The organism is Pseudomonas sp. NPDC089408, assembly GCF_044749445.1.
Taxonomy (GTDB): domain Bacteria; phylum Pseudomonadota; class Gammaproteobacteria; order Pseudomonadales; family Pseudomonadaceae; genus Aquipseudomonas.
The window spans coordinates 495,673-515,979 of the sequence record NZ_JBIVHY010000003.1 but is presented as its reverse complement, the minus strand read 5'-3'; the positions used below and the strand labels follow the sequence as shown (position 1 = coordinate 515,979).

Annotated in this window: 18 protein-coding genes; 7 read left to right on the top strand and 11 right to left on the bottom strand. The window is 62.3% G+C overall.

The features are described from left to right. Together ACIP02_RS08185 and ACIP02_RS08180 are read left to right on the top strand one after the other, a co-directional pair. Positions 1-211 (top strand): hypothetical protein (locus ACIP02_RS08185; RefSeq protein ID WP_400615033.1); only part of this gene is annotated, 211 nt, incomplete at its 5' end. Between the two features lie 126 nt (positions 212-337). Beyond that, a complete protein-coding gene (locus ACIP02_RS08180; RefSeq protein ID WP_400615030.1) occupies positions 338-1,234 on the top strand; it encodes a formate/nitrite transporter family protein in 897 nt (298 codons plus the stop codon). 3 nt (positions 1,235-1,237) lie between these two features. Here the strand turns inward: ACIP02_RS08180 and ACIP02_RS08175 are convergent, their stop codons facing one another. Then, entirely contained in the window at positions 1,238-2,329 is a 1,092-nt protein-coding gene (locus tag ACIP02_RS08175) for an MBL fold metallo-hydrolase (protein WP_400615027.1), read from the bottom strand. A gap of 120 nt (positions 2,330-2,449) precedes the next feature. Here ACIP02_RS08175 and ACIP02_RS08170 point away from each other — a divergent pair, with 120 nt between their 5' ends. Next, positions 2,450-3,532, top strand: coding sequence for a diguanylate cyclase (locus tag ACIP02_RS08170; RefSeq protein ID WP_400615025.1), 1,083 nt, complete (start codon positions 2,450-2,452; stop codon positions 3,530-3,532). A 50-nt stretch (positions 3,533-3,582) separates the two neighbouring features. After that, positions 3,583-6,168 (top strand): EAL domain-containing protein, encoded by a 2,586-nt coding sequence (locus ACIP02_RS08165; RefSeq protein WP_400615022.1) that lies wholly within the window; start codon positions 3,583-3,585, stop codon positions 6,166-6,168. 90 nt (positions 6,169-6,258) lie between these two features. Here the strand turns inward: ACIP02_RS08165 and ACIP02_RS08160 are convergent, their stop codons facing one another. From ACIP02_RS08160 to ACIP02_RS08125, 8 genes are all read right to left on the bottom strand, one after another. After that, entirely contained in the window at positions 6,259-6,588 is a 330-nt protein-coding gene (locus ACIP02_RS08160; protein WP_400615020.1) for a DUF2025 family protein, read from the bottom strand. Positions 6,589-6,901: 313 nt separating this feature from the next. Continuing rightward, positions 6,902-7,771, bottom strand: coding sequence for an efflux RND transporter periplasmic adaptor subunit (locus ACIP02_RS08155; RefSeq protein ID WP_400615017.1), 870 nt, complete (start codon positions 7,769-7,771; stop codon positions 6,902-6,904). A gap of 12 nt (positions 7,772-7,783) precedes the next feature. Continuing rightward, positions 7,784-7,990 (bottom strand): DUF1656 domain-containing protein, encoded by a 207-nt coding sequence (locus tag ACIP02_RS08150; protein ID WP_400615015.1) that lies wholly within the window; start codon positions 7,988-7,990, stop codon positions 7,784-7,786. Continuing rightward, positions 7,977-9,965, bottom strand: coding sequence for an FUSC family protein (locus ACIP02_RS08145; protein ID WP_400615013.1), 1,989 nt, complete (start codon positions 9,963-9,965; stop codon positions 7,977-7,979). The genes ACIP02_RS08150 and ACIP02_RS08145 overlap by 14 nt, the downstream gene beginning before the upstream one ends. 264 nt (positions 9,966-10,229) lie before the next feature. Next, positions 10,230-10,346, bottom strand: coding sequence for a cytochrome c oxidase subunit CcoM (gene ccoM, locus ACIP02_RS08140; RefSeq protein ID WP_003254862.1), 117 nt, complete (start codon positions 10,344-10,346; stop codon positions 10,230-10,232). Positions 10,347-10,481: 135 nt separating this feature from the next. Beyond that, on the bottom strand, positions 10,482-10,643 hold the full coding sequence (locus ACIP02_RS08135; RefSeq protein WP_003254864.1) for a hypothetical protein: 162 nt from the start codon (positions 10,641-10,643) through the stop codon (positions 10,482-10,484). Positions 10,644-10,710: 67 nt separating this feature from the next. Further along, positions 10,711-11,040 (bottom strand): aspartate-semialdehyde dehydrogenase, encoded by a 330-nt coding sequence (locus tag ACIP02_RS08130; RefSeq protein ID WP_400615009.1) that lies wholly within the window; start codon positions 11,038-11,040, stop codon positions 10,711-10,713. A gap of 63 nt (positions 11,041-11,103) precedes the next feature. Then, positions 11,104-11,799, bottom strand: a complete 696-nt coding sequence (locus ACIP02_RS08125) for a M949_RS01915 family surface polysaccharide biosynthesis protein (protein ID WP_400615006.1) — start codon at positions 11,797-11,799, stop codon at positions 11,104-11,106. A 151-nt stretch (positions 11,800-11,950) separates the two neighbouring features. On the opposite strand from ACIP02_RS08125, the gene rapA reads away from it, so the two are divergent. Further along, positions 11,951-14,797: an RNA polymerase-associated protein RapA gene (gene rapA, locus ACIP02_RS08120; RefSeq protein WP_400615004.1), complete on the top strand. Its 2,847-nt coding sequence runs from the start codon at positions 11,951-11,953 to the stop codon at positions 14,795-14,797. Between the two features lie 355 nt (positions 14,798-15,152). Continuing rightward, a complete protein-coding gene (locus tag ACIP02_RS08115) occupies positions 15,153-17,417 on the top strand; it encodes a putative bifunctional diguanylate cyclase/phosphodiesterase (protein WP_400615002.1) in 2,265 nt (754 codons plus the stop codon). On the opposite strand, the gene ACIP02_RS08110 is transcribed toward ACIP02_RS08115, so the two are convergent. Together ACIP02_RS08110 and ACIP02_RS08105 are read right to left on the bottom strand one after the other, a co-directional pair. Then, a complete protein-coding gene (locus ACIP02_RS08110; protein ID WP_400615000.1) occupies positions 17,317-18,204 on the bottom strand; it encodes an NAD(P)-dependent oxidoreductase in 888 nt (295 codons plus the stop codon). The genes ACIP02_RS08115 and ACIP02_RS08110 overlap by 101 nt on opposite strands. A 309-nt stretch (positions 18,205-18,513) precedes the next feature. Further along, positions 18,514-18,825, bottom strand: a complete 312-nt coding sequence (locus ACIP02_RS08105) for a DUF2288 domain-containing protein (RefSeq protein ID WP_400614997.1) — start codon at positions 18,823-18,825, stop codon at positions 18,514-18,516. 358 nt (positions 18,826-19,183) lie between these two features. Here ACIP02_RS08105 and ACIP02_RS08100 point away from each other — a divergent pair, with 358 nt between their 5' ends. Further along, positions 19,184-20,299: a branched-chain amino acid ABC transporter substrate-binding protein gene (locus ACIP02_RS08100; protein WP_400614994.1), complete on the top strand. Its 1,116-nt coding sequence runs from the start codon at positions 19,184-19,186 to the stop codon at positions 20,297-20,299. The last annotated feature ends 8 nt before the right edge of the window (positions 20,300-20,307 follow it).

Below are 20,307 nucleotides of genomic sequence, written 5' to 3'. Positions count from 1 at the left end.
AAGCACCCACACGAATTGCTTGATTCAATTTGTTAAAGAGCGTTTGGTTAAGAGCTTTTCGTCTCAACCGAGGCGCGCATTCTACGCTTTCCTCATTTGCTGTCAAGCGTTTATTTTTGAAGTTTTTTACCACCGCTTCCTTTCGAAAGCTAACAACTTCAACAACTTACCGCTTGCCCCGAAGCGTTCATCGCTGCGAGGAGGCGAATAATACGCGCTTTGAAATTAGAGTCAACACCTTGTTCTAAAAAACTTTCGAAGACGTTTCGCCGTCACCCGGCAACTAATGAAAGCGCCGCGAATCTGTAGAGAATCCCCCCAACGGAGCGTAGCGGCCATGAGCGATGCGCAAAGCGAGAAAACCCCGGGCCTGTCTGCAGACGAAGAGCAGGAAGTCAGCCACAACCAGCCGCCGCGGGCGGCAGTGCTGCACGAGATCATTCGCTATCAGGGCGATCAGGAACTGGAGCGCACCCTTGCCGCATTGTGGTGGTCGGCATTGGCCGCTGGCTTGTCCATGGGCCTGTCGTTGATGGCCATGGGGCTGTTCTATGCGCGGCTGCCGGAAGGCGATAGTGCCCAGGTGGTCGCCAGCATCGGCTACAGTGCCGGTTTTCTCGCTGTGATCCTGGCCCGCCAGCAACTGTTTACCGAAAACACCCTCACCGCCGTCCTGCCGGTCATGACCAGCCCTACCCTGTCCAACTTTGGCCGACTGCTGCGGCTGTGGAGCATAGTACTGTTCGGCAACCTGGCCGGAACCTTGCTGGTGGCCTGGGTGATGCTGGAGCTGCCAATCTTCGACAGCAAGACCGATGTGGCCTTCCTGGAGGTTGGCCGCAAGGTAATGAAGAACGACATCAGCCAGATGTTCGCCAAGGGCATCGTCTCGGGCTGGATGATCGCCACCATGGTCTGGATGATCCCGTCAATGGAGCACGCCAAGATCTGGATCATCCTGATGATCACCTACCTGATGGCCCTCGGCGACTTCACCCATATAGTAGTGGGCTCGGTCGAGGTGTCCTACCTGGTCTGGGCTGGCGATGAAACCTGGCGCAGCTTCTGGCTGGAGTTTGCCCTGCCGACGCTGGCGGGCAACATCATTGGCGGCAGCTTCATCTTTGGCTTGATCAGCCATGCACAAGTACGCAGTGACAGTGGCAAACCACCTTCGCGGCTATTAAAGGACGACCCAGCACAGCCCAGCCAGAGCAAGAACAGCGCTGAGTGACGTTCAACGCGCCGCTATCGTTCGCTCATGCCCCTGGCCGCGCTGACGCACAGGCCGCGGCTGCCACCAGTTCTGCCCGGCATGCGGCGAGTCGAGGCTGACCCGTTCGCCCATCTGCGGCGTACTCAGCCGCACCTGGGCCTGGTTGGCCAGCGCCAGGATACGCTCGAACGGTTCCTGCCAGCCGTGCTGGGACAGGTCGAACGTGCCGTTGTGGATCGGCAGCATCCAGCGCCCACGCAAATCCAGGTGGGCCTGCAGGCTTTGCTCTGGCTGCATGTGCACGTCCGGCCAGGCAACGTTGTAGGCACCGGTCTCCATCAGGGTCAAATCAAACGGACCAAAGCGCTCACCAATCTGCTTGAAACCATCGAAGTAACCGGTATCGCCACTGAAAAACACTCGCACCTGCTCGTCGACGATTACCCACGACGCCCACAAAGTCCGATTGCTGTCCAGCAGGCCTCGCCCGGAAAAGTGCTGTGCCGGGGTGGCGACGAAGCGCACGCCCTCAACGATGCTTTCCTGCCACCAGTCCAGCTGGCGCACCTTCGCTGGCGCTACGCCCCAGCGGATCAGCAGGTCACCCACGCCCAGGGGCGCCAGGAATACCCCGGTACGCGATGCCAACTGGCGTATCGCCTGCTCGTCCAGGTGGTCAAAATGATCGTGCGACAACACCACCGCAGCCAGCGGCGGCAACTGGTCCAGCCCAAGCGGCGGCGCATGAAAGCGCTGCGGGCCGGCCCATTGCACGGGTGAGGCGCGCTCGGCGAACACCGGGTCGGTAATAAAGAAGTGCCCCCGCAACTTGAGCAATACCGTGGAATGGCCCAGGCGCCACAAGCTGTGGTCAGGCGCATCGAGCACCTGCTGACGGGTCATGGGCTGCAGGCTGATCGGCGTGGCCGGGCGGGTTTCCGGCGGCTTGCGCAGGAACAGGTACTTGAGCCCGATGCGCAGCTTTTTCCACACACCGTCCTGCGGAAGCTGCGCCTGGTTGTGAAAACGCCCTTCCCGCTGTGGCGCCGGTTCACCGGCGGCATTGGCCAAAGGAACCATCAGCAACACTCCGAGCAACAGGAAAGCCTTCATGTTACCCCACAGTGATCGGATCAACCGTGAATTGGCTTGTAAGGTCATTTTTCGTCGATGAAACACTGTTCAACAATATTCATACAAGTTATGCGATAAACGGTACCCCGGCAGAAGCACATGACCATGATCGACAACCGTAGCGGCAAAGGCCTTTCATTCGTCAAGCGCATCTACCTGCCGCGCGTCATCGGCATGGGCATCGGGCTGTTCAGTGTCATGGCAGGCGTTGCGCCGCAGTCGCCACCCACCTGGGTATGGGGGCTGGTGCTGTTCAACGGCCTGCTGTGGCCACACGTGGCCTACCTGTGGGCTTCCCGCTCGGCAGCACCGTACCAGGCAGAACAACGCAACCTGCTGCTGGACTCGCTGATGGGCGGTTTCTGGACCGCCGCCATGCATTTCAACCCGCTTCCCAGCGTGACCGTGTTGTCGATGATGACCATGAACAATGTCGCTGCTGGCGGCAAGCGCATGGTCGTTCGCGGGGTACTGGCACAGCTGGCCGGCATGCTGGTCGCCAGCCTGCTGCTCGGCCCTGGCCTGCAACTGACCGCCACCCCGCTGCAGGTCTACGCTTGCTTGCCCATGCTGACGCTGTACCCGCTGGCCCTGGGTTGGGTGTGCTACCAACTGGCAATCAAGCTGGGTGACCATAAACGCCGGCTGAGCGCCCTGAGCCTGACTGACAGCCTGACCGGGCTGCTCAACCACGGTGCGTGGAAAGACCTGTTGCTGCTCAAGTACCAAGCCTGCAAGCAGCAACAAGGGCACGCGGTAGTTGCCCTGATCGACATCGACCATTTCAAGACCATCAACGATACCTTCGGCCACGTGGTCGGCGACTGTGTCCTGCGCCAGCTCGGCGCCGAACTGCGGCGCAACCTGCGCGATGGCGACCAACCCGGGCGTTATGGCGGCGACGAGTTCTGCGTCATCCTGCCCGATACCAGCGAAGCCCAGGCCTGCCTCGCCATGGAGCGCCTGCGTGAGCAGGTTTCCGGCTACCGCAACCCGCAGTTGCCACACCTGCGCATCAGCCTGAGTATCGGCCTGTCACCCTTCGAACCCGGCCTCGCTTCCCCCGAGCACTGGCTCGAACAGGCAGACAGGGCGCTTTACACCGCCAAGCACGCTGGCCGCGACCAGATCAATTTCGCCCGAGGTGAGGCTGCCGCGCTCAAGCTGGCCTATCCTGATTGAACCTGCTGCCTGATTGCCTGGCGGGAGGTTGCCTGAAGGAGCCGCTCCGCATGGCCAGGACCGCCAACCTTCCACCCGCCAGCCCCGCCCCACGCTTTCAAGTACGCCACCTGATCGCCGGTTTCAGCATCGTGTTCGGCCTGGCCTGCCTGGTCATTCTCGGTGTGCTGTTCAATATCGCCGCCACGCTTGACCGGCAGGAGCGTGAGCGTAGCGCCTTCCATGCCAACCAGGCGCTGGAACAACGGCTGCTCGCCTCGCGCCAGTTCCTGTCCAGTTATGCCGTTTGGGATGCCGCCTTCGAACACCTGAAAGGCCAGGCCGACTGGCAATGGGCCTATGAAGAAAAGAACGTCGGTGAGTCGCTGTACAGCGCCAGTCGCTACGAGGGCGTGTTTGTGGTTGAAAACGACCGTACCACTTATGCCCTGTTCAAAGGCCAGCCCAGCCAGGCCGGCGCCAGCACTTATATGGATGCACCGCTTCAGCCGATCATCGATCAGGCACGTGCGGCGGCCATTCCCCGGGAGCAGATCACCCGCTTCGTACTGTTCAATGGCTGGCCGGCCGTGCTAAGTGCCGCAGCCATACGCCCGGACCGCGAGGTTACAGGCGACGAAGTAAGCCAGGCGCCGGTTATGCTGTTCGTCGACCAGCTCACCGAAGACAAGCTGGCGCAACTGGGCAAAGGTGCGGGCCTTGCCGGCATGCACGTTGAAAAGGAAGACCGGCAGCAACATCACCACCTGCGCATCAACTTGGGCGACACCGGCTACCACCTTTCATGGAGCAGCCCGCTACCGGGGCGCCAGCTGCTGCGGGCGGTGCTGCCGGCCTTGTTGGGTGCATTGCTGATCCTTGGCCTGGTATTGCTCTACCTGTGCCGCCATGCTGTGCGCAGCTCGCGGGCGATCGGCCTGACGCTTGTGCACCTGCAGCAGAGCAATCAGGCCCTGGAGGCTAGCGAGCAACGTTTTCGCGCAGTGGCCGAGTCGGCATCCGACTGGATCTGGGAAACCGATCGGCAACAACGCCTGACTTACCTGTCGCAACGTTTTGCCAATGTCACCGGTTACCCGGTAGATGACTGGCTGGGGCACCCGCTGAACCAGCTACTGGCTTGCGATACAACGCCCCTTTCACCCTGGCTGGATGCCTTGGCTACTGCCGACCCGCAGCAACTGGCCAACCTGCGTTGCACCTACCGCGACCAGAATGGCCAGAACCGCTACTGCCGGGTCTCTGCCCGCGCCATCTGGTATCACGACAAGGCCATCGGTTTTCGGGGTACGGCCAGCGATATCACCGACGAAGTCGACGCCCACGCGCGCATCCAGCACCTGTCGCTGCACGACCCGCTGACCGGGCTGGCCAACCGCAACAAGCTGGCCCGGCACCTGGAGCAGGCCCTGCTGCGCGGCAGTGACTCACCGCCACTGACCTTGCTGTTGCTCGACCTGGACAACTTCAAGCCGATCAACGACTCGCTCGGCCATGCCGCCGGGGATGCCGTACTGCAGGAGGTGGCCACACGCCTGCGCGACACCACACGCGACGGTGACCTGGTTGCGCGGCTGGGCGGCGACGAGTTCATTCTGGTACTCAGCGGCATGGATAACCGCAGCGAGATCGACCGATTCTGCGCGCGCCTGATCGGCCTGCTGCAGCAACCCGTCGTTTTCGACGGCCAGCCCCTGCACATTGGCGCCAGCATCGGCGTCGCCCAGACCCGTACCCAAGGCTTCGATGCCGGCGAGCTGATCCGCTGCGCCGACATCGCCCTGTACCAGGCCAAAGCCGACGGCAAGAACACCTGGCGCTACTTCGCGGCCGAAATGAACCAGCAGATCCAGTACCGTCGGCAACTGGAGAACGACCTGCGCCGGGCCCTGCGCAACCAGGAGTTCGAGTTGCACTATCAACCGCGTTACCGCCTCAGCGACCTGCGCATTGTCGCGGTCGAAGCCTTGCTACGCTGGCAGCACCCACAGGAGGGGTTACTGGGGCCTGACACCTTCATTCCATTGGCCGAGCAGAGCGACATCATTGTGGCGCTGGGCCGCTGGGTGCTGCGTGAAGCTTGCCGCACGGCCCATGACTGGCCCGCCGACATTCTGGTTTCGGTAAACCTGTCACCCGCGCAGTTCTTGCGCAGCGATGTGGTGGCCGACGTACGCGAGATCCTGCTGGGCACTGCCTTACCGGCGCAACGCCTGGAGCTGGAAATTACCGAGAACGTGATGCTCAACGATATCGAGGGCGCGCTGGGCACCATGTTGTCGCTCAAGGAACTGGGCGTGCGGCTGAACATGGACGACTTCGGTACCGGCTATTCATCGCTGGGTTACCTGCGTACCTACCCGTTCGATAGCATCAAGATCGACAAGCGCTTCATCAGCGGCCTGACCAACAACGGCGGCAGTGACCGTGCAGTGGTTCAGGCCATCATCAACCTGGGCGAGGCAATGGGGCTGACGGTAACGGCCGAGGGCGTGGAAAGCGAACAGCAGCTCAAGGTGCTGCAAAAGGACCGCTGCCATGAAGTGCAGGGCTATTACCTGAGCCGGCCGCTGGAGAGTGCGGGGGTGGCGGCCCTGTTGCAGCGCCCCTCTCAAAGCAGCGCACACCCCCTGTAGGAGCGGCTTTAGCCGCGAACACCGGCGCAGCCGGTGCCATCACGCACCGCGTTGGATGCTTCGCGGCTGAAGCCGCTCCTACAGGGAATTTCAGCAAGGCTGCTGCAGGTTGCGCTCGGCCACGATCTCCGGCAGGTCGCTGCGGCGCAGGTAGGCGCGTAGCGGCTCACCGATGTTCAGGCGGTCATCCACATGCTGCTCCAGCAACAGCGCCAGCCGTTCACGACACAGCGCCATGCGCGGCCCTTGCTCGGGCCGCCAGACAAACTCGTTACAAGGCGTGATGCTGTCGTCGGCCACATCCATGCCGAACGCGTCTTCGGAAAACCGCACGATATGAACGCCGCGCTTGCCGTGAAAACCGACAAAGCCCTTGAGCTGGTCGGCAGCATTGCAGATGTCCTGGGAAGTGATGGCCATGTCGCAACCTCGCAATGAAAATGGAAGATACGCACGCCGGGCGGAATGGGGTCGCCTCTGCCGGGCAACTCGCAGCGGTCAGCCTAATGCAGGTGGCGACCCATGCGCCATGACCTTGCTCAATCACAGGCCGCAGCAATGCCGATCAGTTAAGAAATGGCAAGGTGTTCTTCATGCATTTAGCAGCGCCTATTCGATCGAGCGCCGCGCGGGCGGCGCTTCGCGGCACAAGGCCGCTCCCATAGCGAGACCGCAATCCCCTGTGGGAGCGGCCTTGTGTCGCGATTGGGCTGCAAAGCAGCCCCCTGGGCGCTCACTCCCGGTCTCGACCCTCATGCACCTGCACACTCGCTGTCATCCCGGCACTCAGGACTACCCCCTCCGGCACCTGGTCCAGTCGAATCCTCACCGGAATCCGCTGTGCCAGCCGCACCCAGTTGAAGGTCGGCTCCACCTCCGGCAGCAACTGGCTGTCCGGGTTGCTGTTGCGGTCGGTGATACCGCGGCTGATGCTCTCCACATGCCCCTGCATCGGCTCGCCCGCCCCCATCAGCCAGACGTTCACCGTGTCGCCCACGCGAATGCGCGGCAACTTGGTTTCCTCGAAATACGCCTGGATATAAAAGGTGGCGTCATCCACCAGGGCCATCACCGCTTCACCGGTGTTCACATAGTTGCCCTGGGCCAGGCGCAGGTTGGTGATATGCCCGTTGCGCGGTGCCCGCACTTCACTGCGCGCCAGGTTGATCTTGGCCACTTGCAACTGTGCCTCGGCTTCGTGCAACTCGCCACGGGCGATGGCCGCATTGATCTGCGCATTTTCACGCAGCTCGGCACTGATCGCCTCCGGCCCCAAGGCGGTTCGCCGGGCCGCTTCACGCTCGCGCAGCCGCAGTTGCTGGGCGCGGGTTTCGGTCACCGCACTGGCCTGATCGAAAGCGGCCTGGAAGCGCTCACGGTCGATGCTCATTAACAGGTCGCCCGCCTTGACCTGCTGGTTGTCGTGCACCTTCAGCTCGCGCACCCAGCCGGACACGTCTGGGGCGATCACCACCACATCGGCGCGCACGCGGGCATCGCGGGTCCAGGGGGTAAGCATGTAGTACTGCCACAGCTGATAGCCGGCCAACACGGCCAGTGCCACCACGCATAGGGTTACCAGGGTACGTACAGCCGCACGCATCGAAACACTCCTTTATAAAGCTCCCAGCAGGCGTACCACCAGGAACAGCACACAAACGAACAACGCCGCGTCGAACAGCGCTTCATGCCAGATCCAGCGCCCCAACGGCGTAGCCTGCACCAGCAGGCGCAGCAGGCCGGTAAGCGCCAGCGCCAGCAATACATAAAGCAGAAACGGGCTGAGCAGCACGCCGCCCACTTCCCACTCACGCAACCCCATGGGCTTCCTCCTGCCAGCGGCACCACTTGCCCCAGCTTTTCTGCAGTTGCAGCACCGCGCCCTCGGCCAGCCGCAATGGGTCGCTCGATGGCAGCCGGCGCAAAGCGGCAATGAACTGCTCGCTGGCACTGTCTAGGTGCTGCCCACGCCCGGCTGCAGGCCCCTTGGCCAGCACCGCCTCCACTTGCTGCAAATAGTCGCGCTCGGCCCGGCCCAAAGGCGCTTGGGCGACGGCCAGGCACATGCGCAGGTGCACCAGTTCGTCGCCGATATCCAGCCCGTGCAGGCCATCATCCCAGCGTTTGCGCTCGCCTTCCGGCAGGTCACTGGCATGCCGCGCCAGTTGCATCAGGCGGTCGGCCATGCGCCCGCCAAACCAGGTGTCGGCCCCGCGCAGTTCACGCCGTGTGAGGCGTACCAGGTCGCTTTGGGTGGCTGCGCGCAGGCGCCGGCCAAGCCAGGCAGGGTGGCGGAACACCAACAAGCGAAACGCCATGACCGCAGCCGACACCCCCACCAGCATGGCCAGGGCGCTGTTGAGCATGGTTGCCACGCCGAACTGCATGGCGTTAAGCGGCGACACCAACACGATGAAATGCAGGCAATACGAGGTGGCCGTGGCCCCGGTACGTGGGTGGGCCATGCCCAGCGCACCCAGAAACAGCGGCACGCCCATGCCCAGGCAAAGCATGGCGAAACTGCTCCACTGCGGCAGCAGAATCTGCCCGACCAGAAACGCTGCAGGTATCGCCAGGAAGATCCCGCGCAAGAAACTCAGGCCAATCTGCGCGCCGTTCTCCCGGCTGGCGAAAAGGCTGCAGACCACACAGGTCAGCACCAGGCCACCCGGCGCCGAAGGCCAGGCGGTGGTCAGCCAGAAACCGCTCATTACCAGAAAGGCCAGCGCGCTACGCGAACCGAACAACAAGGCCAGCGACCAGTCGCGGTGCGCAGCCAGGCCTTGGGCCATGTCTTTCGGCGCCCTGCCCGCTTCAACATCGTCCAGCGCCTGGCTGGCAGCCATGGCGTAATCCAGCAGCAGGGCCATGCGCGCCAGGCAGAAATGCTCCGCCGAACTGATCTGCTCATCGTGAGCGGCATCCCAGATGCGCTGGCGCAGCAGTAACAGGCTGGGCTGGTCGTGCTTGCCCAACAGCGTGCGCACTTCCAGCAACCAGGGCGTGAGGTGTTCGGCCTCGCGCTCATCCAGCTGCCGCCACTGGCGGCGTACCGAGCGGGAAATGCGCAACAGCACCATCAGCTTCTGGCTAAGGCCACGGATGGCACGGGCACGTTGACGCCCGCGATTGCCTTCGAACCAGGCATGTTCACGCTGGCTGTCGATGGCAACAATCCGCCCCAGGCTCTCCAGCAAGCCTTTGCGCGCCTCGTCTTCACCGCCGAGCATGGCGCTGGCGGCCTGCAGGCCGTTCTGCCAGGCCTGCCGCGCCTGCCCGCCCAGTTGCTGCTCCACCCGCATGGGCCATAGCAAGGCACTGCTGGCAGTGGCGCAGAAAATGCCCAGGCAGATCTCGGTGCAACGGGCCACCGCCTGGTCGAAGACCTGCAGCGGGTGGTCAATGGCCGGCAAGGCGATGATTGCAGCGGTGTAACCGGCCAGCACGAAGGCATAGGCCCAGGCGCTGCGCAGCTGGGTAGACGCTGCGGTACACAGCGCCAGCCACAGGGCCAGGGTGAGCAGGAACAACCACGGGGTTTGCGCGAACAGGCCAATGAAGAGCACCGACATGACGGTACCGACCAAGGTACCGGCCAACCGCGCCAGGCCCTTTTGTACCACCATGCCAGAAAGCGGCTGGGCGACGATGAAAGCAGTCATCAGTGCCCATGATGGTTGTTCCAGACCCCAGCGCATCGCCAGCCACAGCGCCAGGCCGCCACCCAGCACGGTCTTGATGGCGAACTTGAGGGCGAGGCTGCTGGGGGCGAACAGGGCCTGAAAGGTGATGGGCACGACGCGGACCTTGCGGGGGATGGTCTTACTGAAAAGATAGACAATAGTGGGGAGGATAAGGTGGAAACGAATAATTAGCTAGCTAATCATCTTTACGTGGGGGTTGGGGTCTCCTGTGCTGGCCTATTCGCGGGTGAACCCGCTCCTACAAAGGACCCCATACAACCCGTGAAGCCGCGAATACAGGCAAAACTCAAATCCCAGGCAAAAAAATGGGCGACCGAAGTCGCCCTAAATGCCTTGCGTGCTCGTGTACCCGGAAGGTCAGCGCGGCTTGCGCTTGTTCGAGTCCTTCCAGATGAAAATGCCCAGACCAGCAAAGAAAGCAACCATCAACCCGACCGTTACCACACCGGCGATAACCACATTGTCGAAGAACATGCTGGCCTCCCCATTCGTTTGCCGTTGTCCGATGGGAGTAAGTTAACCAATGTGCGGGGTGAGAAAATTGATCGGGGTCAATGGTGCCCGGGGCCGGGCACGCGAGGCGGGTGCAGGGTTGACCTGCGTCAAATTTCAGCGCTTCTTAGGTTTGCCCTTGGGCTTCTTTTTCTTGCTGGTGCTCAACGGCAGGGCCTGCTCGAACGCGTTGCGCATTTCGTTCAGGCGCTTTTCCTTGAGGTCATGAACGCGCTTGGCGCGTTCGGCATCGAAATCGATGAGGTTGTCTTGGCTCATGAGTGGGCTCGACGATCAACTGAGACGTGCATGATGAAGCCAGGCGCTGGCGCTGACCAGCCCCGCGTCAGACTTCGATGTCCACCAACAAGCCCTGGCGCTTGGGTTCGTCCAGCAAGGGTGCCACCGGCACGGTATTGTCGGCATTGACCTCATCGCCAGGCTCGGCGCTGTAGTCCCTTGCCCCACCCTGCTGGCGGCGTTGCTGCTGGCGGCGCTGCTCGTCCCGCAGCAGCAACGCCTGTTCTTGAGGGTCGCGCTGCTGCTTGAGGTCGATGGTACTCTCGCCGGACGCAGGCTGCGCCGGCACCACCGGCTTGATGTCGGGGGTTGGCTTGACCGGGTCCTGTTGCGAGGTCACCGGGGCGGCACTAAGCGGAATGATCGGTGGCAGCATGGACGTTCTCCTGTGCCCACTGTATCGGCAGGCGCGTGGTTACCTTGATGACTTGGACAACCGTTACTCGGTTTCGTCGTCACGGTCGTCCTCACTGGGCGGGCTAGCCTCGCTCCAGGGCCGCTTGTAAACCTGTTGCCAGACCGCATCCATATGATCGCGCAATACCTGCGGGGCGTTTTTCAGCGAGGCGCTGTCCGCTCGCTCGCCACCGACCGGTTCCTCGCCCGCCGGGGTGATCAGCGACTGGCCGGTGATGGTGTAGCTGGCCTGGCCTTCACGCATTTCGATGGCGATGTCGTGCGGGTCGATACCACCACCACAGAAGGCGTGGCTGGCAACCGTCACCTCGGCCACACCATCTTTGTTCAGGTCGCTGACATCACTGACGTCGGTATAGAAGTCCACGTCCAGGTCCAGGCCGGGGCACGTGGTTTCCTGCTCGATCTGCCAGCGTGCCTTGAAGGCATCACTATCGGCGGCGCGCCCGTACAAGGTGGCCTTGAGCACTACCTTGTCCACTTCCTGCTCGCTTTCCGGGTCGCTGGCCTGGCCATCGCTGCGGCTCAGTACCAACACGCCTTCGCCATCGCGGTCACGAAAGTGCACGCTCTTGATCGGCGTCTGCACGCCCAACACCTCAAGCTGCTCCGTCGGAATGGGCGGTAGCGTCTCGAAGTTTTTCTGCTCGCAGGCGCTCAGCAGCAACAGGCTGCCCGCAACCATGGAAGCGCTGATCCAGCTGTGCTTGGCAGACATGGTGGTGCAGGGCCCTCGTCGGCGGTGCGGTACAGGGCGATGAAACGACTAGACTGATGGCTTTCGGCACCTTTCGGTGCGCTCAGTGCTTTGGTCTGACCGGCCGATCCGTTAACATAACCGGCTTTTTCATCGCGGGAGTTCAGGCAGTATGGCGCAGCAGTATCAACCGGGGCAACGCTGGATCAGCGACAGCGAAGCCGAGCTCGGCCTGGGTACCATCCTGGCGCAGGATGGCCGCCTGCTGACCGTGCTCTACCCGGCCACTGGCGACACCCGCCAGTATTCCCTGCGCAATGCGCCGCTGACCCGCGTGCGCTTCTCGCCAGGTGACCAGATCACCCACTTCGAAGGCTGGAAGCTGACCGTCCGCGAGGTCGAGGACATCGACGGGCTGATGGTCTACCACGGCCTGGACGGGCAGAACCAGCCGCGCACCCTGCCGGAAACCCAACTGTCGAACTTCATCCAGTTCCGCCTGGCCAGTGACCGCCTGTTCGCCGGGCAGATCGACCCGCTGTCGTGGTTCAGCCTGCGCTACAACACCCTGCAGCACACCAGCAAGCAGATGCAGTCGGCGCTGTGGGGCCTGGGTGGTTGCCGCGCACAACCGATCGCCCACCAGTTGCACATCGCCCGTGAAGTCGCCGACCGCAGCGCCCCGCGGGTACTGCTGGCCGACGAAGTGGGCCTGGGTAAAACCATCGAGGCCGGCCTGGTCATTCACCGCCAGCTGCTGTCGGGCCGTGCCAGCCGGGTACTGATCCTGGTGCCGGAAAACCTCCAGCACCAGTGGCTGGTAGAAATGCGCCGGCGTTTCAACCTGCAAGTTGCGCTGTTCGACGCCGAGCGCTTCATCGAAAGCGACGCCAGCAACCCGTTCGAGGATGCCCAGCTGGCGCTGGTTGCCCTGGAATGGCTGGTGGACGACGAAAAGGCCCAGGACGCACTGTTTGCCGCCGGCTGGGACCTGATGGTGGTCGACGAAGCTCATCACCTGGTCTGGCACGAAGACCAGGTCAGCGCCGAATATGGACTGGTCGAGCAACTGGCCCAGGTGATCCCGGGCGTGCTGCTGCTTACCGCCACCCCCGAGCAGCTTGGCCAGGACAGCCACTTCGCCCGCCTGCGCCTGCTCGACCCTAACCGTTTCCACGACCTGGCCGCCTTCCGCGCCGAGAGCGAGCATTATCGCCCAGTGGCCGAAGCCGTACAGGAACTGCTCGACGAGGGCCGCCTGTCGCCGAAGGCCCACGCCACCATCCAGGGCTTCCTGGGTGCCGAAGGCGAAGCGCTGCTGGCTGCGGTCAGCGACGGCGATACCCAGGCCAGCGCGCGGCTGATCCGCGAGCTGCTCGACCGCCACGGCACCGGCCGCGTACTGTTCCGTAACACCCGCGCGGCGGTCCAGGGCTTCCCTGAGCGGCAGTTGCACCCTTACCCGGTGGCCATGCCCGAGCAATACCGCGAATTGCCGCCAGGTGAAAAGGCCGAGCTGTACCCGGAAGTGGCCTTCCAGGCCCAGGGTGATGCTGCCGACGACGAGCGCTGGTGGCGGTTCGACCCGCGCGTCGACTGGCTGATCGACACCCTGAAAATGCTCAAACGCACCAAGGTGCTGGTGATCTGTGCCCACGCCGAAACCGCCATGGACCTGGAAGACGCACTGCGCGTGCGCTCCGGCATCCCGGCTTCGGTATTCCATGAAGGCATGAGCATTCTTGAGCGTGACCGTGCCGCCGCTTACTTCGCCGATGAAGAATTCGGCGCCCAAGTGCTGATCTGCTCCGAGATCGGCAGTGAAGGCCGTAACTTCCAGTTCTCGCATCACCTGGTGATGTTCGACCTGCCGGCCCACCCCGACCTGCTCGAGCAGCGCATCGGCCGCCTGGACCGTATCGGCCAGAAGCACACCATCCAGCTGCATGTCCCGTACCTGCAGGAAAGCCCGCAAGAGCGCCTGTTCCAGTGGTACCACGAAGGCCTCAACGCCTTCCTGAATACCTGCCCGACCGGCAACGCCCTGCAACACCAGTTCGGTCCGCGCCTGCTGCCGCTGCTTGAAGGTGGCGACAGCAAGGCTTGGGATGCTCTGGTAGCCGACGCCCGTGGCGAGCGCGAACGCCTGGAAGCCGAACTGCACACCGGCCGCGACCGCCTGCTGGAGCTCAACTCTGGCGGTGCCGGTGAAGGCGAGGCGCTGGTCGAAGCCATTCTCGAACAGGACGACCAGTTTGCCCTGCCGATCTACATGGAGACCCTGTTCGACGCCTTCGGCATCGACAGCGAAGACCATTCCGAGAACGCGCTGATCCTCAAGCCGAGCGAGAAAATGCTCGACGCCAGCTTCCCGCTGGGCGACGACGAAGGTGTGACCATCACCTATGACCGTGCCCAGGCGCTGTCGCGTGAAGACATGCAGTTCCTGACCTGGGAGCACCCGATGGTGCAGGGTGGCATGGACCTGGTACTGTCCGGCTCGATGGGTAACACCGCCGTCGCGCTGATCAAGAACAAGGCGCTCAAGCCGGGTACCGTGCTGCTCGAACTGCTGTTCGTCAGCGAGGTGGTAGCACCGCGCAGCCTGCAACTGGGCCGCTACCTGCCGCCGGCGGCGCTGCGCTGCTTGCTCGATGCCAACGGCAACGACCTGGCATCGCGCGTGGCTTTCGAAACCCTTAACGACCAGCTTGAAAGCGTGCCGCGTGCCAGCGCCAACAAGTTCGTCCAGGCCCAGCGCGACGTGCTGGCCAAGCGCATCAGTGGTGGCGAAGAGAAGATTTTGCCAACTCACGTTGAGCGCGTGGCCGAAGCCCAGCGCCGCCTGGCCGCCGAGGCTGACGAAGAACTGGCCCGCCTGGTCGCCCTGCAAGCAGTCAACCCCAGCGTGCGTGACAGCGAAATCGACGCCCTGCGCAAGCAGCGCGAAGACGGCCTGGCCATGCTGGAAAAAGCGGCATTGCGCCTGGAAGCCATTCGCGTGTTGGTGGCTGGTTAACCCGGTCCGTGCGTCCCTAAGGGCTGTCTTGCACAGCCCTTGAGGACACAGATTTCTTGCTTATTATTCCAAGCCTGTTGCGATACCTGTGGGAGCGGGTTTACCCGCGAACACCGGCAAGGCCGGTGCCATCCACTGCGCTGCCCTATTCGCGGGTGAACCCGCTCCCACAAAGCCCTGGTGCAGCCCAATACTCATATTTTATATTCCTGGCTGCGATTGGTTTTATAACCAAATCGTAGGAATCAATATGCCATTATTCAGGAAGGCTTAAACACCTCTTCCTATACTGCCTCTGGACAGTCTGCACAGGGTTGTAGCGCAGACGAGTGAAAACTCGACCAAGAGGCATTCCATGGAGTGGCTGGGGCTGCAACTGTTCGCCGACCTGCCGGCAACCGGGCGTATCGTTATCGATTGCCGGCATGAACCGATGCTGGTGCTGCTCGCCTATTTCGTGGCCTGCGCGGCCTGCTTCGCCACCCTCGACATGGCCGAGCGCCAGTCCCACAGCGAAGAACCCACCGCCCATCGTCAGTGGAGCATGCTTGGCGCCTGCTGCCTGGCCGGCGGTATCTGGGCCATGCACTTCATCAGCATGCTGGCCTTCCAGGCCCCGGTGGAAGTGCATTACGACGTGTCACTGACCATCCTTTCACTGCTCATCGCCCTGGCTGTCGCCTGGCTGACCATGCACAGCCTTGAACGCAAGCAGATGCGCGCGCAGCACTTCGTGCAAAGTGCCGTGCTGATCGGCCTGGGCATCATCCTCATGCATTTTGTCGGCATGGCCGCGATGGAAACCGGTGCCCGGCAGTACTACCAGACTGGTCTGCTGCTGGCTTCTGCCGCCATGGCCTTGCTCACCAGCCTGGCTGCACTGTGGCTGGCCCGCTACTTTCGCAATGGCAGCGGCACCCTTTACCAGGCCATGAAATACGGCGCCAGCCTGCTGATGGCCGGCGGCATCGTCGCCACCCATTTCACCGCAATGTCGGCCATGACCCTGATCATCCCGGCCGATACGGCCCTGCGCCTGCCGTCTGGTGACAACAGCCTGCAACTGGCACTGGGTATCGGTTTCATTACCTTGCTGATCAGTGGCGCCTGCATCAGTGCAGCACTGGCCGACAAGAAGCTGCAAAGCAAGGAGCACGACCTACGCCGTGTCAGCATACTGCTCAGCCAACTGGATCAGGCCCGCGCTTCGCTGCAGCAGGCTGCGCATTACGATGCGCTGACCAACTTGGTCAATCGCCGTGGTTTCAACCAGGTATTCGCCGAACGCCTGCTCGAACACCAGGCCAGCGAAGCCCGCCTGGCGGTGATGTTCCTGGATATCGACCATTTCAAGCGCATCAACGATAGCCTCGGCCATGCCGCGGGTGACGAACTGCTGAAGGTGATCGCCAATCACATCAAGGCCGCTACCCGCAGCCAGGACTTGGTTGCCCGCTTTGGTGGCGATGAGTTTTGCGTGGTCACCAGCCTCAACGGCCGTGACGAAGCCCGCCATCTGGCCCAGCGCATCATGCAGCGCATGAAAGAGCCCATCGACCTGGGTGGTCGACGCATCGTCATGACCACCAGCATCGGTATCAGCATCTTCCCGGAAGACGGCAACACTGCCGAAGAGCTGCTCAAGCATGCCGACCTGGCCCTGTATCAATCCAAGGACAACGGCCGCAACAGCCTGAATTTCTTCAACGACAGCCTGAAGGCGCGTGCTTCGATTGCCTTGCAACTGGAAGAAGAACTGCGCCAGGCCCTGCTCGAAGAGCGTGGGCTGTGCGTGCACTACCAGCCAATCTTCGACCTGCGCAGTGGGCACGTGGCCAAACTGGAAGCCCTGGTGCGCTGGCAGCACCCGCAACACGGCCTGCTGGCGCCGGACCGCTTCATCGGCATCGCCGAAGCCAACGGCCTGATCATCGGGCTCGACCTGTGGGTACTGCGGCACGCTTGCGCCGACCTTGCCCACTTGCAGCGTCACGGCTATGGCGAGCTCAAGGTCACGGTCAATTGCTCGGCAGTCACACTCAGCCACGACGAACTGCCCAACGAAGTGGAAAAAGCGCTGACGCATGCCGGCCTTGCAGCGCGGCAACTGGAGCTGGAAGTGACCGAAAACGCCCTGATGGGCGACATCCAGCGCACGGTCAGCCTGCTCAAGCGCGTTCGCGCACTGGGTGTGACCTTGTCCATCGACGATTTTGGCACCGGCTACTCGTCACTGGCCTACCTCAAACGCCTGCCGCTCGACGTACTGAAGATCGACCGAAGCTTCCTGCAGGATGTGCCGGCAAACCAGAAAGACCGCGAAATCGTTCAGGCGATCATCGTCATGGCGCATACGCTGCACCTGCAGGTGGTGAGCGAGGGCGTGGAGACCGTCGAGCAACAGGCATTTCTCGAAAACCATGGCTGCGACTACCTGCAGGGCTACCTGCTGGGGCGCCCGGTACCGCTGGCCGAACTGCGGCCACTGCTGGAGCGGCTGCAGCGTCAGAACGGTGCGGTCACTGCTTGTTGCGGTAAAGTGCTACCAGTGTCGCCGGATCTTTTTGCAGGTAACCCTGGCTACCATGCAGGCGCATCAGTTGCGCGGCGAGGCCACTGAGCGGTGTCGCCGAACCCTGCTCACGGGAAAACTTGACCGCGCCATCAAGGTCCTTGAGCAAAGTGCGTACGTGCCACTTGACCGGCTCAAAGCGGCTCTCGGCCATTTGTGGCGCGAGGATCTGCAGGGGTTTGGAATCGGCAAAACCACCCGCGAGCGCTTCAGCGATGAGCGTTGCGTCTACCCCGGACTGCTCGGCCAGTGCCACCACTTCGGCAATCACCAGCGCATTGCACGCCACGATCATCTGGTTGCACGCCTTGGTGACCTGGCCCGCACCAACCGCCCCCATGTGCGTCACGCGCTGGCCAAGCACCTCCAATACCGGGCGTGCGCGCTGCAGGTCGGCCACTTCACCGCCAACCATGATTGCCAGGGTGCCGGCCTCGGCACCTGGCGTACCGCCAGACACCGGTGCATCCAGCCAGGCCATGCCGCACAGCGCTGCCAATTCGGCGGCCATTTCACGGGTGGCGGTAGGCTCCAGGCTCGAGAAGTCGATCAGCAGTTGGCCACTGCGCCCGCCCTCGGCAATGCCCTGTTCGCCGAACACCACCTCGCGCACCACCGCCGTGTCGGCCAAGCACAGCAACACCATGTCAGTTTCATGGCACAGTTCGGCCGGGCTGCTGGCCAGCTGCGCACCCGCGGCGACCAAGGCGGCACACTTGTCCGGGCTGCGGTTCCATACGGTCAGTGGGTAACCCGCGGCCAGCAGGCGGCGGCACATGGGCAGGCCCATCAGGCCGATGCCGGCGAATCCAAGCGAAGGTAGTGCAGTGCTCATTGATGACTCCTGACTAGTTCGAACATTTGCAGGCTGGCCACGAGCCTGTGGGAGCGGCCTTGTGTCGCGATGGGCTGCGCAGCAGCCCCTTGATCTCTGCATGAGCGCAAAAAATTGGGGGCTGCTGCGCAGCCCATCGCGACCCAAGGCCGCTCCCACAAGGTTCCGCTTCGCCTGGCAGATCTGTGGACACATTACGCATCCCGTAAACTGTTACCGCCACGCCGAATTGTTACTTACCTCTACCCGCATTGAACGCCCTCAAGCACCAAAACGGGGCTGTTGCGCATTTTTGCGCACCAAAAAAGATCACGCCTCAGCCGGGCCCTTTACCTGAATCACGATAAACGGCGAAACCACCACCGCCCAGATCTCTGGATCGCGGCTTTGCAGGTCCAGCGCCTGTTCGGCAGTCACCGGCCCAACAGTGCCATCACTACGCCACTTGGCGAAGATCTCGCTGCGATTCTCGGCCATCGCCTCGGCAACGGTGATCAGGTCCAGGCTGGTGTCGACCCAAATCAGGTCACCCTTGGCCCAGAAACGCTCCAGCGCTTTCCACTCGATGATTGCCGTCTCGCCAAGCAATTTGGCATAGAGGGTGCTTGTTTGATCAGTCATGGGTGGTATCCGCAAAAATCGGCCAATAAAAATGGCCGGCATTTTTGCAGAAAAACCCGGTTTCAAATACGTAATTTGGTCGATTGGCCCCGAAGTTGTGGGGCGGGGCCAGAGATGCAGGCAAATTGATGGCGCCTTTTTGTATCTTTGTGTCGACCATGCGACAACCCTGGGAACTGGCACTTTTAGCCCGCTTTTCAAGCGCGCAAACAGCGCTCTACACTGTACCGGTACAGTTCCGGGACATGTTCCGGGGAAGGTGGGCTTGCGCGTTGGCATGGCCGCGCCGCAAATCCCGCCCGGTCTGTAGCCCTGGCCGCCAGGACTATAAGAATTACAACAGAATGAGTGGAGCACTATGATCAAGATTTCCAAGCTGTTCGCCGCAATGGTACTGGCCGGGGTAGCCAGCCATTCGTTTGCCGCCGATACCATCAAGATCGGGATCGCGGGCCCTAAGACCGGCCCTGTGACTCAGTACGGCGACATGCAGTTCATCGGCGCCAAGCAAGCCATCAAGGATATCAACGCCAAGGGCGGCGTCGATGGCAAGTTGCTCGAAGCCAAGGAATACGACGACGCCTGCGATCCTAAACAAGCCGTGGCAGTCGCCAACAAAGTGGTCAACGACGGCGTCAAGTTCGTCATCGGCCACCTGTGCTCCAGCTCCACCCAGCCAGCGTCCGACATTTACGAAGACGAAGGCGTGATCATGATCACCCCGGCCGCCACCTCGCCGGAAATCACCGCCCGTGGTTACAAGCTGATCTTCCGCACCATCGGCCTGGACAGCGCCCAGGGCCCTGCCGCCGGCAACTACATCGCCGACCACGTCAAGCCGAAAGTGGTTGCGGTACTGCACGACAAACAGCAGTACGGTGAAGGCATCGCCACCGCGGTCAAGCAAACCCTGGAGAAGAAAGGCACCAAGGTTGCCGTGTTCGAAGGCCTGAACGCTGGTGACAAGGACTTCTCCTCGATCATCCAGAAGCTCAAGCAGAACAACGTCGACTTCGTCTACTACGGCGGCTACCACCCAGAGCTGGGCCTGATCCTGCGCCAGGCTCAGGAAAAGGGCCTGAAGGCCAAGTTCATGGGCCCGGAAGGTGTGGGCAACGACTCCATCTCGCAGATCGCCCAGAACGCCTCCGAAGGCCTCCTGGTGACCCTGCCGAAGTCGTTCGACACCGATCCTGAGAACAAGGCCATCGTCGACGCCATCAAAGCTGACGGCAAGGACCCAAGCGGCCCGTTCGTGTTCCCGGCCTACTCGGCAGTCGAACTGATTGCAAAAGGTATCGAAGCGGCCAAGTCCGAAGACACCGACAAGGTGGCAGCCGCCATCCACGCCGGCTCCTTCAAGACCCCGACCGGCACCCTGTCGTACGACGAGAAAGGCGACCTGAAAGACTTCAAGTTCGTGGTCTACGAATGGCACTTCGGCAAGCCGAAGACCGAAGTCTCCCCTCAGTAACTGCGTGA

Bases quoted from the DNA above. Each gene is read 5' to 3' on its own strand.
- ccoM (WP_003254862.1), bottom strand. From the start codon at position 10,346: ATGTTCTTCGACAATGTGGTTATCGCCGGTGTGGTAACGGTCGGGTTG.
- ACIP02_RS08150 (WP_400615015.1), bottom strand. From the start codon at position 7,990: ATGGGGTTGCGTGAGTGGGAAGTGGGCGGCGTGCTGCTCAGCCCGTTT.
- ACIP02_RS08115 (WP_400615002.1), top strand. From the start codon at position 15,153: ATGGAGTGGCTGGGGCTGCAACTGTTCGCCGACCTGCCGGCAACCGGG.
- ACIP02_RS08125 (WP_400615006.1), bottom strand. From the start codon at position 11,799: ATGTCTGCCAAGCACAGCTGGATCAGCGCTTCCATGGTTGCGGGCAGC.
- ACIP02_RS08130 (WP_400615009.1), bottom strand. From the start codon at position 11,040: ATGCTGCCACCGATCATTCCGCTTAGTGCCGCCCCGGTGACCTCGCAA.
- ACIP02_RS08100 (WP_400614994.1), top strand. From the start codon at position 19,184: ATGATCAAGATTTCCAAGCTGTTCGCCGCAATGGTACTGGCCGGGGTA.
- ACIP02_RS08135 (WP_003254864.1), bottom strand. From the start codon at position 10,643: ATGAGCCAAGACAACCTCATCGATTTCGATGCCGAACGCGCCAAGCGC.
- ACIP02_RS08175 (WP_400615027.1), bottom strand. From the start codon at position 2,329: ATGAAGGCTTTCCTGTTGCTCGGAGTGTTGCTGATGGTTCCTTTGGCC.
- ACIP02_RS08170 (WP_400615025.1), top strand. From the start codon at position 2,450: ATGACCATGATCGACAACCGTAGCGGCAAAGGCCTTTCATTCGTCAAG.
- ACIP02_RS08105 (WP_400614997.1), bottom strand. From the start codon at position 18,825: ATGACTGATCAAACAAGCACCCTCTATGCCAAATTGCTTGGCGAGACG.
- ACIP02_RS08160 (WP_400615020.1), bottom strand. From the start codon at position 6,588: ATGGCCATCACTTCCCAGGACATCTGCAATGCTGCCGACCAGCTCAAG.
- ACIP02_RS08110 (WP_400615000.1), bottom strand. From the start codon at position 18,204: ATGAGCACTGCACTACCTTCGCTTGGATTCGCCGGCATCGGCCTGATG.
- ACIP02_RS08165 (WP_400615022.1), top strand. From the start codon at position 3,583: ATGGCCAGGACCGCCAACCTTCCACCCGCCAGCCCCGCCCCACGCTTT.
- ACIP02_RS08180 (WP_400615030.1), top strand. From the start codon at position 338: ATGAGCGATGCGCAAAGCGAGAAAACCCCGGGCCTGTCTGCAGACGAA.
- ACIP02_RS08155 (WP_400615017.1), bottom strand. From the start codon at position 7,771: ATGCGTGCGGCTGTACGTACCCTGGTAACCCTATGCGTGGTGGCACTG.
- rapA (WP_400615004.1), top strand. From the start codon at position 11,951: ATGGCGCAGCAGTATCAACCGGGGCAACGCTGGATCAGCGACAGCGAA.